Source organism: Candidatus Chlorohelix sp. (genome assembly GCF_037138995.1).
Taxonomy (GTDB): Bacteria; Chloroflexota; Chloroflexia; order Chloroheliales; family Chloroheliaceae; genus Chlorohelix.
Genome location: NZ_JBAXHI010000010.1, coordinates 56,245 through 72,595 on the forward strand (window position 1 = coordinate 56,245; position 16,351 = coordinate 72,595).

Consider the following 16,351-nt stretch of genomic DNA (forward strand, 5'->3'; position numbering starts at 1 on the left):
TAATTAATCGCGATACTCCGGGAAAAATGGCAAAGCTCTCATCAACTGCACTCCTTTAACATGAGGTGATTGTCCAAGTAAAACCGTGCAAATACTTGCTTAGATGGATTTACTATATGGAGTATAGCAAAGCCCCCAAACTCTGTCAACTGTCCAAAAGACCTAGATTATTTGGACAGGTTTATTATAGATATTCAGAAAAGGTTTTGGAAAAATACGGATTTAATTGTTAAGGCTCATAAGCCTCTTGTCTGAAATCATCTTGGTTAAACCTAAAAAGGTTTGGGTTGGTGCCAAAAATTTGGCAAAAGACCTAGAGGCTTGACAAATTATGCTGGTTTTTTGTTCAAAACCATTAAAGTTGTGTTAACTTAAATCTATTTTCACATCTTGTATTGCCAAGCTAATACAGCGTGAGTCTGGGCTGGAAGGTATATATTGATTGACTATCAAACACCCTTCTTGGGAAGAAAATTCTAGAGTATTATGACCTTCTTTTAACGCTAGATTTTGGAAAGAGGCAGTGAAACTAGCCCATTCTTTGCCACCTTCCACCCGTCCTATCACTTGCCCGTTTAATCGCACCTGCAGAGTTTGTGGGCGGATGACAGGGGTAAAGCGAAGACTAAGCGCAGATTTACCAGAGTTTACTGCATCTATTTCCAGCTTGCTATCCTGAATCATAAAACGTTGTAAGCGACCATCTTCGCCTTTAGCCAAACCCGCATTCCAACCTTCACCCAACCTGATTCTTAATTGTCCGGGTTTGAGTTGCTCGATAACCGGGTTCATATCAACCTTCCAGGTAACAAGCGGATTTTCTTCAGCGGTGGTTGTGTCTATCCAGGTTGGCGCTCCTAATTGAGCCTCAAGATAAGGTCTCATCCAGCGATAAAAACGGTTCCCTCCCTCATAACTGCGTAGTATTACATAATGGATATTTCGCTCTTGCAAAACCTGTTTGAATCCTTTATCAATAGCAAATATTTCCGGGTTAGCCAGTTTGGCGGCGGAACCATCCATTACCGCACTACTCTCGGCAGGATTAAAAATAGATAAATAAGGGGTCTGGTCAAATGAAAGGCTCATTTGATTGGAACTACGGGCTAGGTATCCTCCTACCAGTGGTTTTTGATGCTCTATCTGGTAATACATTGGCAAACTTAAAGGAGCAAGCGGTAATTCCATTACTAGGAATTTGCCCGGTTCCGCTGCTATCGTATGATATATTTCAGGCGTAGTTACCTCAGTCATTGTCCAGTACCACGAATGGTTAGTATTCTCGGCTAGACCAACTACTATTAATATAGCAGCTATGGCATGCCACATTTTCCCACCAAACCCAGAACGCTGCGAAATGTATAACTGCAATTGAGAAAGTGATAATGCCGCAAGAATTGCCAGCCCTAATGCTAACATTACACTAATACGGCTTGGAGCGCGAAAACTATTCAAAAAAGGCAGGTGTGTATAAATGTTATAGGGTAAAGGTAATCCAATTTCCCATGTGCCAATTTTAAGAGTTGGACCAAGCGCCAGCAAAAAGCTCAATCCAGCAGTAAATGCCCAGAAGGCTGTTTCATTTCGCCGTATTGATTTAAGAAAAGTCGCAAAGAGACCACATACTAGTAATACATAACCTGGATAGGCAGCCTGTTCAGTTAGATAGATTCCCTGAAAAGTTTGATATATCGGTGCAGTAAGATTTCCGATAAAAGGGTTGTCGGGAAAAGGTAAAAAAAATGAGAGCAAATTTGCAGAATAACTTATAGTGTCATTGGTTCTTACCAATACCGCTTCTTTCATACTGGAATCCAACCGGAAAAAAACACTGTAGAAAGGAGCAGTAATTATTGCGCCTGCTATCAGAGACAAAACCAACCATTTTAAACGACCAAGATTCCAAAAACCTTTTTTCCTATCGAACCAGCCAAACCACGCCACGAAAATAAAACTAAAAGGTATCACAAAATAACCTAGGTAATATAAATCGGAAAGAGAGGCTAACGCAAAGCCAACCGCCACCAGCAAGCAGTTGACTAAGTTCGGTTTGTGGAGAAGCGCGAAAAGCCGCCAAGCGTAGAAAGGTAACCATTGAATTGTTAGCAATCCAATGTGACCGTTGGTACGGGAAAAATGATAACTGCAAAAAGCAAACAAGAACCCAGCCACAAAACGAGAACCCCGACTTTTAGTAAACTCACCAGCCAATAGATAAACAAACAAGGCGGAAAGAGGAAAAGAAATCAATACTGGAAGGTTGAAAGTCGCAATAGGACCAAATAATAAACGCACAGGCCACATCAAAAAGCTGTTTACAACACTCATAAGAAGCGCCTGAACCGAAGGCAGTAGCCCGAAAACCATGTTAGTTTGTGTGGGGTCCTGTCCAGTTTCTAGAGCGTTCATACCACCAGTTATACCAGATATGCTGGTAAGCATCACTGGTTGGGGTCGAATTAACCAAATGAGTACCCATGTTAGGTAGCAAAGGCCATGTGATTAGTATGGTAAGGAAAGTATAAGCCAATAGCACCTGAATCCATTCCGGTATGAGCTTAGAAAATCTAGTCCGTTTGTTTGAAATATTCTCAAGTAATCCGATTGTTTGCATTTAAGAACCTCTTTTAAATCCCAGCTTAAATTAACCTATTGAGCAACAAACGGCACAATTATAAGCAAATAAAGCACTCGCTGGTAGAAACTAGCCCATTACCGAAGCTTTATCTATAGTGAGTAATCACTGTGCAGGTTTGCCGCAAACTCTAACGTTAATTCCGGTGAAATCCCCCTGCCATAGCTCGTTTCCGGCGCACTGTAGCAACAATCTTTTCCATAGCACCGCCTGATTGAATACATCAAGGTCGGAGGAAAGGAATTTAAATACGGCGCTAGAGGCTACTACCACCAGTTTTTTTCGGGGGCGAGATAATGCTACGTTTAGTCGATTGGGATTGAGCAGAAAATCGGCTTCGGCGCGGACATAATCCGGGTCGGAAGCGGTGGCAGAAACGATAATGACTTCGCGCTCTCCACCCTGAAAACGCTCTACCGTATCAATGGCATTACAGGCTGCCAAATCTGGGAAATGGTCGCGCAACAATGATTTCTGGGCGCGGTGCGGCACTACTACCCCGATTCCGTCAGAGCCGTCCAGTTCAAGGTAGTTCAGGCAGTAATCCACTATTGGGGTAATAAGCTCAACCTCAAGCGGGTTTGCTTGCTGTGAAGCTTTCTCTTCATGCACTATCACTATAACCGGATAAGCCGGATTCATAACCGCTCTAAGATAAGGTTCTAGCTTTACGTCATCCGCAAAATCCGGCAGCAACTGTTCACGCCGTGAGTGGAACTGGATGCCGTCTTGCCGATAGATATGCTCATGCAAAAATTCGGCATGGACGCGATGCAACCGGAAACTTTCCTCCAACGCCACACGCGGGAATTTCTGGTCTATTAGGTATTGGAACACCGAGCGGTAGGGCTGGCTCGCAATTGCGCTCATGCGCTCCTCATCTTCCCAGCTATGCAGCAGAATAGGCGACATTTGGCGATGGTCGCCCACTACAATAGCTTGCCCTTCCGGATGCAGCCATGCCGTTGCCAGCAAGGCTTGGGGTAGGTTCATCTGGCTGGCTTCGTCCAGTATAACCAAGTCAAAAGGTTTGTCCGTCCACATCGCCGCGCCGTTTTTACCGCCTGTTTTTTGCTTGAGCAGTTTGTAAAGACCGCCCGGTGTGCCGCCTACCACCAATGCGGGTGCATTGAAAATCCCGAATAGCTCTTTGCGGTTCTCCCACGGGTCAAGCACTTGCACCCCCGCTACCGCAATACTTTCATCAGGGTCGCCCGTTTTGTAAAGCTTCAGGTTTTCAGTCCATGCCCAACCGTATTTACGGCGCAGCTTTTCGAGCTTGTCCGCGATGCTTTCCAGCACAATCTTAACGGCGTTATGCGTTTGGCAGGAAACGGCTATTCGCATAGTACCGCCCGTTGCCAATGCGGCATAGATTCGCGCCAATGCCGCCCAACCTAGCGTATGGCTCTTGCCCGTTCCGGGCGGACCTTGCACCAGAAAGAGCTTGTCTTGCAGGTGTCCTGCGATAACTTCGCGTTGGTTGGCGGTAGGGGCGTGCTTGCCTTCTAATTCAGCTACATATCCCGCAAATTCTTGCGCTTTCTCTTGCATAATAGTTGCGCGTAAATTGCGTTCGGCGGTACAAGTCTGCGCTATCAGGTGATAAAAGGGGTTTTGCTCGGCATTGCGACAGGCTTCAAGTAATTTATCGCCGTTCAAATCATCCACCATTTCGTCAACCGTGTAATATTCGCCCGGTTCTGGCAAAAGTTTGGTGGCGTGAGGGTAGCGAAACGGCGGGTCTTGCTTGCCATTTTTAGGAAATGACATATCCAGCAATTTCAAAAACAAGGTATCGCCCTCTAAGCTGTTGACTATACACAATCTGCCTCGCACCAACTCCCACGGTTGCGCGTCTTTCTCCAGCGTATTCAATGCCACAAAACCGCCCTGTTTTATTTTGTTGAATTGCATTAGCAAAACAGGGTCGAGCGGTAAGCCGCTAAAGTCCACCTTGAACTGCGCGATAACCGAAGGTTTGCCATGATACTCTTCATCATAAATGTTCACGCAACGAGCGAGAAGGGCGCGTCCTTGCTGCGCTCTTTTCAAAATCGGCTGGCTGAATAACTCCAAAGATTCTTGCAATCCGGCGTAATGCTCGATAAACAAAAATTCTTCCAGCACTTTGCGGAAAGGTGGAGGCACTGCGATATATGCGCCAAGTTGCGGCAAATCAAGCGGTTCCTTTTTTATGTAAGCGTTTTTGAATTTGAAATTGTTTTCGATATAAGCCAACGCTTCCAGCCGCTTTGCCTGAAAAGCGCGTATAACTTGTGTGTTGGCGTGCGAAAAGCGCGAAATACGCCCACGTTGCTGCGAAGTTTTGAAATTCTCGGCTTTTAGCACGCCCCAAGCACTATAAGCGTATTCCAGCGGGATAGAAGAATAAAAACGCGCTGAAGATTCAATAGTGCGCTTGTTTTCACGCCGCCACAGGTAGTCGAACATCCCTTGCTCGAAAAGGCGATAGTATTGCGCTTTTTCACCATCATCCCACTTAAAGCCAAGTTGTGAAGCCACCGCTTGCAGGGTATGCCCAGTTGAGGGTAAATTCTGCCGCTCTTTAACCTCATCATATACAAAGGAAACCGCCGATTGCTTTAGCGCGGGAGAATCGGTTAGCAGGTTATAAAGGGTAGGTATCGAAGCGAACACCTCCAGATGGCGGCGCAAGGCTTCCAGCAGTGCTTTCTGGTCGTGGCGATTGTACAGGTACAGATGTATCGGCGCGTTGGTAGCGTCATCAGCCAACGAAACCGCCGCTTTGAAGATACCGCCAATCCAGTTTATCAGCAATTCCCGCTCGCTTTGTTCGTTCGGTACGCCCGGAGTCATCTGCACAATCGTTTCTTGCCCCTTTGGTCCCTTCACCAATGCCCCTGCCAGATAAATCCGGTCTTCCAGATAATCGGTTTGCGCGTCCAGAAAGACTTTTATCAAATCGGGGAACTGCTTTTCATCGGGCAGGATGCTACGCCCTGAGTCGAGAAAATAGGAGAGGGAACGTGGCGCATGTTCTGGGTCGAGACGGCGTAACACCCGCGCCGAACGCTGTACCATCCGGTCGAGTTTTGCGCCAATCATCCATGAATCGGACAGCTTTTTGACCAACGCTTCTTTACCCGGCGTGGTAGCAAGTTTACGTTCGGGCGGAGGGGCATTTTCATCACGTTTCAGGTCGGGGATTTGCTTGAGCGCAGCAAGGTCATTAACGGTGCGGATTCCGTTCTCTACCAGCACTCGCTTTTCAGAGCTTTCCAGAAAAGGTACCAATGCCACATCTTTACGCTCATCACTATCCACAAAGCAGATGGGGTTAAACAAGCAACCATCGCATTTTTGGTCAAGATAATAATGCAGTTGGTCGAGCGAATTCTGGTCAACTCGCGCCAATGCCGACTCTTCGCCTGCGGTAAGTTGGTCAATTGCGGCGAAATAAGGCGTTAAATCAAAGCACTGGGCGGTTTCGGGGTCGTTCAACGCGCCGTCCGGGTTGCGCCGCACCACTGTTCCGGCATACTCAACCACCGACAATCCTGCTTGTTCTGCCATCTGCTTGAGCAGCATTACATAAACTGCTACCTGCAAGCGATGGTTTACCTTATCCTTGCGGGTGGATTTCACATCGCCCACCAGCAAATCTATCGCGCTATTCGCACCACGTTTCACCCGAATGAGGTCGGCATTGCCTTCAAAGAGCCAGCCGTTCAAGGTTTCGGACAGGTGCGCTTGATAAAGATAGGTAATCCCTGCTGGGGCATTTTGGATAGCATCTAGCGTGGCGCGGCAATCCTGATTCGTCAAGTCCAAAACTCTGTAGCCATACACGCTTAGGCTGTTGACCACCTGTGATTCAATCCGGTCGCCCAATTCAGACATTAGAGGGCTGATAGGCTGCAACGCCAACCTCAAACCGCTTTGGGAGAGGCGTTTGGCAAGGGCTTCGGTTTCGCCTTTGTACAGGTAAAAGCGCAGATAGCGATCGCAGCTATCCATGCTCAGGTATTGTGCCAGTCCGGTGGGGGCAAGGGTCAGGCGGCGACCCTTGGAATCTAAGTCGGATTTGCGCTCTGGAGCCAAAATTGCATACCTCGTTAGTGTTTGCGAAGCGTGTGTTAAAAAATGCCCGGTGGTAAACCGAGCATTACTGATGCTATTTTAGCAGAAAATTTTTACTCTTGAGACGGATTGCTTTCTTCTTCACTCTGAAGAATGATTCTAGAGAATCTATAGCTGTTACCCTTGTACTCAAGCGTATTGCCATAATCAATGGCTGTAATAGTTTCGGTATTATTATAGTCAATAACGCCACTTAAAGACTGGTCTGTCGTAGAAAACCTAAACGGACCTGTAAATTTAAATGGCTGGTTATTATTAAATGATAGTTTTACATACATTGGCAATCACCTCCACAAAATACCTTCCTACTATTTATATACCCTAATTCTTGAAATATGTCCAGCCCTGCGAAAGCTGTACCAGATTAATCCTAATATTAAGATCGGGCAGGCGCGTTGCCAAGATTTTGCCCTTGACCCGGTTTTCGCTGCGACAGCGCGTACTTTCCATTGTAGAAAGCAAAAGCTCGTAATCAACTGGCATCACATCCTGAACAGTGATTGTTTGTAAGATGTGTTGTAACGCGGCAGAAGCAAGGCTTGGCGGTAGGTTTAGCGGCACAAACACCTGTGGAGTAGGCGCTAGTAAGATTTCAGCGGAACGGCTATTCAAAACGATTTCCAGCGGGTTAAAGGCTGTATCGCATAACATTTCTTCTTGAAAATTTTCCCAAATTCCCCACATCAAATGGTCAATTTCATCGGACGGTTTCTTAACCGGAAGCCCTACTTTTTCAGCATCGGTGCGTCCGAGCGGGTAGCCGTGATGATGATACGACAGGCTGAGCGTTTCGGTAATCGCTTTGGCTTTGCTGTTATCTTTCATGTGCAAGCTGAGCAACTTTTCGCCCAACGCCAGCGATAGTTGGGTGCTACGTTTGGCAATGCCGATGGGTATTGGACCCGTTTCGGCGCAGAGCATCTCAAACGCTCTGGTCATCTGTTCTTGGTCACTTATCCCCACATCTTGCCGCACAAAATTGAAATAATTCCGCAAATCCTCTGCGCCGTAATTGATACTATCAATATTGCCATCTCCACTTTTGCGGATGACGGTCAGTTGTGGGTCAACCGGACCAAGATTGGAGTAAGGATGCATAATAATTTCATCCGCTCCCATCGCCAGTAAGGTTGCCGCGCTGTAAGCGACATATGGTATCAGCACCGCTATTTTTTCAAAGCGTTCTCGCAACAGGCTGATTATACGGGCAGCTGCAATAGCATCACCTCCATTGCTGATGACTAAAAAATCAACAGCGGTTTCTTTCGGTGGAATAAGATTGATTTGTTTGATAAGCTCAGAAATAGCATCTCCAGCGATGTAGGCGTTTACATTGGGTCGGATGCTGGTAACGTAGGTAATGAGCGGGCGCGAACGGGCTTGCTCAATTTTGTGGTAAATTTCCAGGCGCTCAGTGTACCCCATCGGACACCTCCTGACTTTAAGAAACAATAATATATAGCCCTATATTAATTATAACTCTAAAAATGGGTTATGCTTGTTAAAGTTTATATTAATATCTGCCGCTACTTTTGGAAAGCTGCCAGATTCTGGCTAATCTGCTTAAGATGGACTACGTCATGCCCTGCCCATTTTTCCAGCCATTTCTCCGCGCTGAATTGCCCGTATTCAGGCTGAATGCCTTCCCGAATCCAATCAGACTCTCGCATCATCTGGATTATGCCGAGACTCGCCCTTCTTTGTATCGAGAAATCTTCCAACAATTCTTCCAACTTGTCACGGCTGTTATTGCGGTGGAGATACCATTTCTTTTCATCGTGCGGGACTAGGTGCGGCAAATCTTCCCTTACAATTCGCACAAGGCGTAAACGCATTACATACATCTCATCATCTACCAGATGCGCCAGAATTTCGCGGATACTCCAGCTATCCGTTTCGGGCTTGAAATCGAGCGCGTTATCCTCTAAACCATTTACCAATTTAACAAGCGCGGAGTTGGTTTGCTCAAGCTGCGTGATAAGCTTTTCCCTTACTATAGCCATTTAATTCTCCTTAATTTTTTCTACTCCGGTAGATATAAACCCAAGCGCATTTTATCCCTGACCCTTGACGCTTGCAAATCTCGAAGGGATTTGCAAGCCCCACAGGTTTGTTCTAATCTTTTTCCAGCAAAAAAGATAAGGGCGAGGAATTGGCGCAGGTGATAATTGTTTTCATGCTGGAGAGTTGCCCGAATTAACTAAACTTCCGGTATGTGGTACTATTTATCCATGCCGATAAATGTATCAGTTTTAATCCTCAATTGGAACGGGCGCAACTACCTTGAGCCGTGTCTTAATGCGCTGCGTGGGCAAACTTACCGAGCTTTTGAAGTGATTCTAGTCGAAAATGGTTCGGTGGACGGCTCGGCGGCGTTGGTACGTGAGACATTCGGGGAATGGCTGGCAGAAGGTACGTTAAAACTGGTGGAACTGGCGCAAAACACGGGCTTTTCGGGCGGCAATCTGGAAGGCTTGAGGCATGCCGAACCCGAAGCGCGTTATATTGCCACTCTAAATAATGATACCGAAGCCGATTCACATTGGCTGGAAACACTGGTTAACAGCCTTGAAAACCGCTCGGACGAGTGGGCGGCGGTTTGTGGCGCGATGTTGTTCGCCTCCGATACCGCCCGAATCGCCAGCGCGGGAATTGAAGTGAGAAAAAATGGCTTGGCGTTGGATGGGCGAGGCGGCGAACTATGGAAGCCCGGCGCAGAAGAAGAAATTTTTGGAGTGTGCGCGGGTGCGGCGTTATATCGCCGGAAAGCAATTGAGGAAACAGGCTTTTTTGACCCGGCTTTTTTTGCCTATCTGGAAGATGCCGATTTAGCGTGGCGCTTGCGTTTGCGGGGCTATCGCAGCCTATATGTACCGGATGCGAAGGTTATGCACCTGTATAGCGGGACAGGCGGGCAGGGTTCGCCCTTCAAGAGCTTTCAGCTTGGGCGCAACCGCTTGTGGGTTATCCTTAAAGATATGCCCGGCGCGTTGCTGTTGCGTTACTTGCCGCTCATCCTTTTTTACGATTTGGCGGCTGTGCTATACACGCTGCTATTTCGGCGCGATATTCACTCCCTGCGGGGAAGGTTGGCAGCATTGCGTCCGCGCCATTTGAAACGCCTCCGGCAACAGCGGCGCGAAATTCAGCAGAATCGGCGCGTTAGTATTGCGGAGTTGCGGCGCTGGCTGGCTTCTTCCGGTTTTGGCAACAATCTTGCTTTGCAGCGAACTATGGACGAACTGGCAATAGCTATACCCGGTAAACGAAAATGAGCAGGTTACAGCCTAGAACATACCTGATTGCTTTCGGGGGCGCGTTTTCAGTGGCGTTGCTATTTCTCCTGTGGGCGTATCTTGCCACTCCTTTCGGCTTCCCGCTCGATGATGCTTGGATTCATCAGGTGTTTGCACGGAATCTGTTTTTGCATGGCGAGTTCAGCTATAACCCTGGCGAACTTGCTTCCGGTTCTACTGCGCCGCTCTGGACGCTGCTATTAGTTCCGGGCTATCTGTTCAATTATACCTACATGATTTGGGCGTATTTGCTTGGCATAGCGTGTCTGGCGTTGACCGCGTTGGAAGTGTACCGGGTATATGGCTTGCTGTTCGGGAAGGGACAGGATTTTGCCGCGCTGGTCGCCCTGATTTTTACCATGTTTGAATGGCGGTTGGGATGGGCAAGCGTAAGCGGCATGGAAACGCTCTTGTTTGCGTGGCTCTCGGTGCTGGTTCTGCGCCTATCACTCTCGAGCGCTCCGGTTTTCTGGACAGGTTTGGCGGGGGGCTTGCTAACCCTTACGCGCCCTGAAGGAATCGTGTTGGCGGGTTTGGTTGGACTAGAAGCGGGGCGCAGAATCCTTGCAAACCGTTCAATCCAGCGCAAGCCGTTAATCGCGCTGTACAAGACGTGGGGCTTGATGGGTTTAGGCTTATTATTGCCGTTGCTGCCCTACGCTCTGTTTAATTACAGCGTGAGCGGTTCGGTGCTGCCCAATACCTTTTCTGCCAAAACCGCTTTTTACACCTCCGACCATAATTTGCTGAATGCGCTGGCATATTTGCTAAATGCCGTTGTGGAAATTTGTCTCAGGGGGGGCGCAATCGCACTATTTCCCGGCTTTATCTGGCTGATAGCGCGTAGGTCAGTACGCTTTAATTGGCTACCGCTGGTGTGGGCGAGCGCGTTATTGTTGCTCTATGCTTGGCGGTTGCCGGTGGTTTACCATCACGCCCGTTATCTGATGCCTTTGATTCCGGTCTTTATCCTATACGGGGTGAAGGGCAGCGGACAATTGTTACAAGCGTTGCGTGACTCGCGTTTTTTCAGGCTGGCGCGTTTGTTGCCGGGATTGGCGGCGTTGCTGGTATTTATAAGCCTTTTGACCGGAGCAGAAACCTACCGTTTTGACGTAAAATATATCAACGATGAACAGGTGCGGGTGGGCAAATGGCTGCACGATAACACTCCCACCGGGGCGATAGTGGCAACCCATGATATTGGGGCAATCGGTTACTTTAGCGGGCGGCGCATTGTGGATACAGCCGGGTTGGTTACGCCCGCCTACATTCCGATTATGCTAAACCAGTCTGAAATCTTGCAGCGTGTACGCACCGATGGCGCAAATTATTTTGCCATGCTGCCCACATGGTATCCTAGCCTGAACGACCTGCTGGAACTGGAAGGGCGCAAAGTATTCCAGCCACAGGAAACTTACCTTGAGAAGTTCGACCAGAAAAATATGGCTGTATTCAAACTGAAGGATTGAAAACGTGAACTACCAGCAAGCTCTGGATTATCTTTATAGCTTCATCAATTACGAGAAAAGCGGAATGCCTGCCGCTAATTCCGCCGCTTATAACCTTGAACGGATTGCCTTACTTTTTGAATTGCTGGGTAACCCCCAAGCCAGTTATCCTTCTATTATGATTGCCGGAACCAAAGGGAAGGGTTCAACGGCGGTATTGTGCGCTTCGGCTCTGCAAGAGGCAGGCTACCGGGTAGGACTGTATAGCCAACCGCACTTGCACACTTACCGCGAGCGAATCCGGGTAGATGGCGCGTTAATCAGCTGCGAGGAAGTGGTGGCGCTGGTAGAACGTCTCAAGCCTTATGTGGAGCAAACGTTGGAGGCGGACGCACGCATTGGGCGGATTACTACCTACGAGCTTGGCACTGCGCTTGCCTTGCAGCATTTCGCGGATTCGGGAGTAGATATAGCGATTTTGGAAGTGGGTTTGGGAGGTAGGCTGGATGCGGTGAATGTGGTTACGCCGCTGGTTTCGGTGATTAGCTCAATTTCCTACGACCATGTCGAAGTGTTGGGCGATACCCTTGCTAAAATTGCGGCTGAGAAAGCGGGTATCATCAAGTCGGGGGGATTAGTAATCAGCGCACAACAACCGCCCGAAGCAATGGCAGTAATCGAGAGTATCAGCCGCGAACGAGGCGCAAAGCTGTATCGGGTAGGCGAAGATTTCACGTTCAAAGCTACTGATTCAGTTGACATAACTAGAGAAAGAATAAAGCCTGTACAGCCTATTATTATTTCTGCGCCCGCTTGGAATGCTCAAATAGAGGTGAGCTTGTTACTAAGGGGGGCGCATCAATACGCCAACGCTGCTCTGGCATTTGGCGCATTATTGTTACAAGCTCAAAGCCACAAGGGATTGTCGATTAATACAGGCGCGATAAAAGCCGGATTTGAGAAAGCTCGGTGGGAGGCGCGTCTTGAAGTTCTACAAGATACGCCCGATAAGCCTCTAGTCATAGCAGATGGGGCGCATAATGCCGAAAGCGCGGCGCGTTTAAGGGAGGCGTTGGCAAGCGCTTTCAACTTTGAAAAGCTGGTATTTGTAGTCGGTAGTTCCTCTGACAAGGATATAGAAGGAGTTTTTCGGGAATTGCGCCACGCCACTGCTCCGGTGAGCTTTATCCTGACCCGCTCACGGCATCCACGCGCGGCTGCGCCTACTATGCTAAGAGACAGGGGTTTCAGTGATACGCCACAACAACCGGAATTGGTACAAAACATAGCAACCGCGCTTGAGGAAGCGCATAAAATCGCCGGAAAGAACGACCTGATTTGTGTTGCCGGGTCGCTGTTTGTGGCAGCGGAAGCGCGAGAATATTATGGGTTGGCGTTGGAAAGCGATGGTTCACCTGATTAGTGGCTCAACTCTTTCCCGGAACCACATCTTCGATTATTATTTCTTCAACCTGAGTCAGATGGTGGTGACTTCCACTTTTAAGCGAGTTTGGCGAGGAGGGTTCGACTTTTAAGTCTGTTCTTAGCGCCTTAATTTCTGCCAGTAAATCTTCCTCTCGCTCTCGTTGTTTTATCATATCGAGTTCAATGCGCTTGACCCTGAACAGCGAATCTTCTATCAAGCGGCGATTGCGGCTGATGAGGTCTGCCAGCAAGCCAATCATTATCAGCACTACCCCTAGCATTACGCTCACTCCGCCAAGTATGACCGACTGGATAAAACGCGCCCCGATGTTGCGTTCGATTATTGATAAAATGAGAAAGCGGAAGATATAAAAACCGCCAACCAGAAAGAAAGGTATGCTGAAGTAGAAAAAGGCTTTGAGCGGTTCGTGCATGGCGTAAATTCGCACCATAGTTGCGCCCATGCGTTTGACATAGCCCCAAACGCTTTTAACCAGCCTTGAATCTCTAGTTTTGGGGTTGGTAAAAATGGGGATGCTGCCGATAGCCAGATTGCGCTTGCTGGCTTGGAAAATAGTCTCAACAGTATAGGTGTAATTGGTAATAACGTTTAAAGTTAGGGCAGTTTCACGGCTCATAGCACGAAAGCCACTCACCGCATCGGTAACTTTTGAGCCGCTAAAAATGCTGACGGTATAACTGCCTACTTTTTGCAAAAATTTCTTGATGGGCGAAAAATGCTCGATGCTCTGAGTTTGGCGATCTGCTATAACCAAATCCAATTGCTTTAGCTGGATAGGGCGAATCAGGTCTGGAATTGATTCGGAGGGATATTGGTTATCGGCATCAGTATTAACAATAATATCCGCGCCCATCGCCAGTGCGGTATTCAAGCCCGTCTGGAAGGCGACGGCAAGCCCCCGATTACGGGTATGGTGGGCGATTTGCAAGGGGAAATTATTAGCAATTGCCCATTGGCGTGCTACCTCGACTGTGCGGTCGGTAGAACCATCATCAATAATGAGCAACTCAATAGAATCAATTCCCTCGATATGCTTCGGTATGGTAGAAAGAGTGACAGGTAGTTGCTCTTCTTCGTTAAAGCAAGGAATCTGTATTACAAGTTTCATTTAAATCCGTTTGCAGGATAAATCAGGTTTCATTTGATATAAGTAATGAATAGCCAGTTGCAGAGACAACCCGACTATAGCGCATTCTAAACCTGAAACAATGAACGGTCAAGTTTGTTGACAAGCTTAAATTGGGCTGATATAATAGCACCTGCAATTGAGCAATGCCCGGTGCAAAAGCGAGCGATCAAAACCGCAAAGCAATCGTGGCTCCGCGATGCGGCGAGGTAGCTCAGTGGTAGAGCAGGGGACTCATAAGCCCTTGGTCGAGAGTTCAAATCTCTCCCTCGCCATTAACAAAAAATAGGCAAGTGGCAACAATACCGGCGCGGGGTGGAGCAGTGGCAGCTCGTTGGGCTCATAACCCAAAGGTCGTAGGTTCGAATCCTGCCCCCGCAACCATAAATACTGTTGTTGCTTTTATGTCTTACAAGGGCGATTAGCTCAGTTGGTTAGAGCGCAGCGTTGACATCGCTGAGGTCACTGGTTCGAGACCAGTATCGCCCACTTTGTGCGAATTATTGGTTTGAACGTAGGGGTGTAGCTCAGCTGGTAGAGCAGCCGTCTCCAAAACGGCCGGTCGGGGGTTCGAATCCTCTCGCCCCTGCCTAACACGAAACCCTCAGTCTAAAGAGTACAGGGGTGACGTAGCCAAGTGGTAAGGCAGAGGTCTGCAAAACCTTTATCCGGCGGTTCGAATCCGCCCGTCACCTTCACAATTAAATATCGGGCTTATTTATTTGGGCGCATAGCTCAGTTGGTTAGAGCACATTCCTGATAAGAATGAGGTCACTGGTTCGAGACCAGTTGCGCCCACCATATTAAAAAGCCCAACTGCGGAAGTGGTGGAATTGGCAGACACACAGTCTTGAGGGGGCTGCGCCGTAAGGCGTGAGGGTTCAAATCCCTCCTTCCGCATCATAATTCCCCTGCGCAAGTGGCGGAACGGCAGACGCGCTACATTCAGGGTGTAGTGCCCGTACGGGCGTGAGGGTTCAAATCCCTCCTTGCGCATCCTTTCCAATCTGGCGCATTCGTCTAGCGGCCTAGGACGCATCCCTCTCAAGGATGAGACCACGGGTTCGAATCCCGTATGCGCTACTAAATTTAGAACCTCCCCCACTGGGAGGTTTTTTTTTCTTCCCTTTTCCTCTTAAAATTTTCACCCTCCAACCACCTTAACCGTATGTATATCTTTATTGACCGATTTATTCACTAAACTTTGTTAAACTTGTAACAGAGTATTATATGACAATGAAGTCTGTTAGTAAGGTACATAAGGAGGGTTCTCATGTTTGCTAAAATTCTGGTACCTCTGGATGGTTCACCGCTGGCGGAAAAAGCCTTACCCTGTGCTATTAAATTAGCCAACATTTATAAAGCGCAACTGGTATTGTTACGGGTTGCCGAACTTCCAGCTTTTACCACCGATACCTCTGAGCATGAGCTTTTGGCTGTAAAAACCGCCGAAGAATACCTTGATGATATTAAGCAGAATATTTGCGATTCCGCGCTGGATTTATACGCTAACTCCGGGCGAGTAGAAGCGTTGGCAGTTTACGGTGAGCATGAAAAAGACCTAATAGATTTGATTGCTCGTGAGAAAGCCGATTTGGTGGTTATGACTACACACGGACGAACTGGACTGGCACGAGTGGTAGTAGGGAGTATGGCAAACCGCGTACTGAGAAATTGCAATGTTCCGATGGTGTTAATTCGCCCTGATTCGGTGGATACTTCCGAGCTTATTAGCGAATTGATGCTAGAGCCTTCCAGCGTTCAAGATGGCATCAAGCATCTGGTTGTGACATTGGATGGTACGCATGAATCGGAAGCAGTATTGCCCACTGCTATTCATTTTGCGGAAGAAACGGGCGCCGAAATCCAGCTTGTGCAGGTGATTAATCCAATTATACCGGTGGAATATGGTGTGCCTATTTCGTCTTATAGCTACGATTTAGATAAAGACTTGGAAGAACGCCAAAATGCAGGGCTTGTTTATCTCAACAAGTTGCAACTGAAGATAGAAGAGCAGGGCGTAAAATGCCGCTCGGTTGTATTTGTCGGCAATCCCGCTTATGAGATTATAAACTATGCCAATAATTGCCATGCTTCACTTATAATGATGGCAACTCACGCTCGCGGTAGATTTGGTCAGTTCTTGATGGGTAGTGTTGCGGATGAAGTTGTTCGGAAAACGCACTTGCCCGTAATGTTGGTACATACTTATCCTCACGTTAAATCCAATAAGGTAGAAGAAGCTGACAAATTGGTAGGCACTATTTAAGC

Annotated in this window: 11 protein-coding genes and 9 tRNA genes; 13 read left to right on the plus strand and 7 right to left on the minus strand. The window is 47.8% G+C overall.

All coding sequences use genetic code 11. The features are described from left to right. Positions 1-366: 366 nt before the first annotated feature. The 6 genes from WCK19_RS06870 to WCK19_RS06895 form a co-directional block, all read right to left on the minus strand. The gene (locus tag WCK19_RS06870) at positions 367-2,328 is read right to left on the minus strand and encodes a hypothetical protein (RefSeq protein ID WP_342396638.1); all 1,962 of its coding nucleotides are present in this window, start codon (positions 2,326-2,328) and stop codon (positions 367-369) included. Between the two features lie 40 nt (positions 2,329-2,368). After that, positions 2,369-2,614 (minus strand): hypothetical protein, encoded by a 246-nt coding sequence (locus WCK19_RS06875; RefSeq protein WP_342396639.1) that lies wholly within the window; start codon positions 2,612-2,614, stop codon positions 2,369-2,371. 126 nt (positions 2,615-2,740) lie between these two features. Further along, the gene (locus tag WCK19_RS06880; protein WP_342396640.1) at positions 2,741-6,721 is read right to left on the minus strand and encodes an AAA domain-containing protein; all 3,981 of its coding nucleotides are present in this window, start codon (positions 6,719-6,721) and stop codon (positions 2,741-2,743) included. A gap of 92 nt (positions 6,722-6,813) precedes the next feature. Continuing rightward, on the minus strand, positions 6,814-7,038 hold the full coding sequence (locus WCK19_RS06885) for a hypothetical protein (RefSeq protein WP_342396641.1): 225 nt from the start codon (positions 7,036-7,038) through the stop codon (positions 6,814-6,816). 43 nt (positions 7,039-7,081) lie between these two features. Then, on the minus strand, positions 7,082-8,185 hold the full coding sequence (locus WCK19_RS06890) for a hypothetical protein (protein ID WP_342396642.1): 1,104 nt from the start codon (positions 8,183-8,185) through the stop codon (positions 7,082-7,084). A 101-nt stretch (positions 8,186-8,286) separates the two neighbouring features. After that, on the minus strand, positions 8,287-8,763 hold the full coding sequence (locus WCK19_RS06895; RefSeq protein ID WP_342396643.1) for a DinB family protein: 477 nt from the start codon (positions 8,761-8,763) through the stop codon (positions 8,287-8,289). A gap of 228 nt (positions 8,764-8,991) precedes the next feature. On the opposite strand from WCK19_RS06895, the gene WCK19_RS06900 reads away from it, so the two are divergent. From WCK19_RS06900 to WCK19_RS06910, 3 genes are read left to right on the plus strand one after another with little or no spacing between them, the layout of a single operon-like run. After that, complete coding sequence (locus WCK19_RS06900) at positions 8,992-10,035, plus strand: glycosyltransferase family 2 protein (RefSeq protein ID WP_342396644.1); 1,044 nt, start codon at positions 8,992-8,994, stop codon at positions 10,033-10,035. After that, positions 10,032-11,528, plus strand: coding sequence for a hypothetical protein (locus tag WCK19_RS06905; protein ID WP_342396645.1), 1,497 nt, complete (start codon positions 10,032-10,034; stop codon positions 11,526-11,528). Before WCK19_RS06900 ends, WCK19_RS06905 begins: the two co-directional genes overlap by 4 nt. Positions 11,529-11,532: 4 nt before the next feature. After that, entirely contained in the window at positions 11,533-12,930 is a 1,398-nt protein-coding gene (locus WCK19_RS06910) for a folylpolyglutamate synthase/dihydrofolate synthase family protein (RefSeq protein ID WP_342396646.1), read from the plus strand. A 4-nt stretch (positions 12,931-12,934) separates the two neighbouring features. On the opposite strand, the gene WCK19_RS06915 is transcribed toward WCK19_RS06910, so the two are convergent. Next, a complete protein-coding gene (locus WCK19_RS06915) occupies positions 12,935-14,062 on the minus strand; it encodes a glycosyltransferase (RefSeq protein ID WP_342396647.1) in 1,128 nt (375 codons plus the stop codon). A gap of 221 nt (positions 14,063-14,283) precedes the next feature. On the opposite strand from WCK19_RS06915, the gene WCK19_RS06920 reads away from it, so the two are divergent. From WCK19_RS06920 to WCK19_RS06965, 10 genes are all read left to right on the plus strand, one after another. Beyond that, a tRNA-Met gene (locus tag WCK19_RS06920) sits at positions 14,284-14,355 on the plus strand. A gap of 34 nt (positions 14,356-14,389) precedes the next feature. Next, positions 14,390-14,464, plus strand: a tRNA-Met gene (locus WCK19_RS06925). 31 nt (positions 14,465-14,495) lie between these two features. Next, positions 14,496-14,569: transfer RNA gene (locus WCK19_RS06930), tRNA-Val, on the plus strand. 27 nt (positions 14,570-14,596) lie between these two features. Continuing rightward, positions 14,597-14,669, plus strand: a tRNA-Trp gene (locus WCK19_RS06935). A gap of 34 nt (positions 14,670-14,703) precedes the next feature. After that, positions 14,704-14,775 (plus strand) — tRNA-Cys (locus tag WCK19_RS06940). 29 nt (positions 14,776-14,804) lie between these two features. Then, a tRNA-Ile gene (locus WCK19_RS06945) sits at positions 14,805-14,881 on the plus strand. A gap of 17 nt (positions 14,882-14,898) precedes the next feature. Then, a tRNA-Leu gene (locus WCK19_RS06950) sits at positions 14,899-14,980 on the plus strand. 13 nt (positions 14,981-14,993) lie between these two features. Further along, positions 14,994-15,076, plus strand: a tRNA-Leu gene (locus tag WCK19_RS06955). Positions 15,077-15,089: 13 nt separating this feature from the next. After that, positions 15,090-15,163 (plus strand) — tRNA-Glu (locus WCK19_RS06960). A gap of 190 nt (positions 15,164-15,353) precedes the next feature. After that, a complete protein-coding gene (locus WCK19_RS06965) occupies positions 15,354-16,349 on the plus strand; it encodes a universal stress protein (RefSeq protein WP_342396648.1) in 996 nt (331 codons plus the stop codon). Positions 16,350-16,351: the final 2 nt, after the last annotated feature.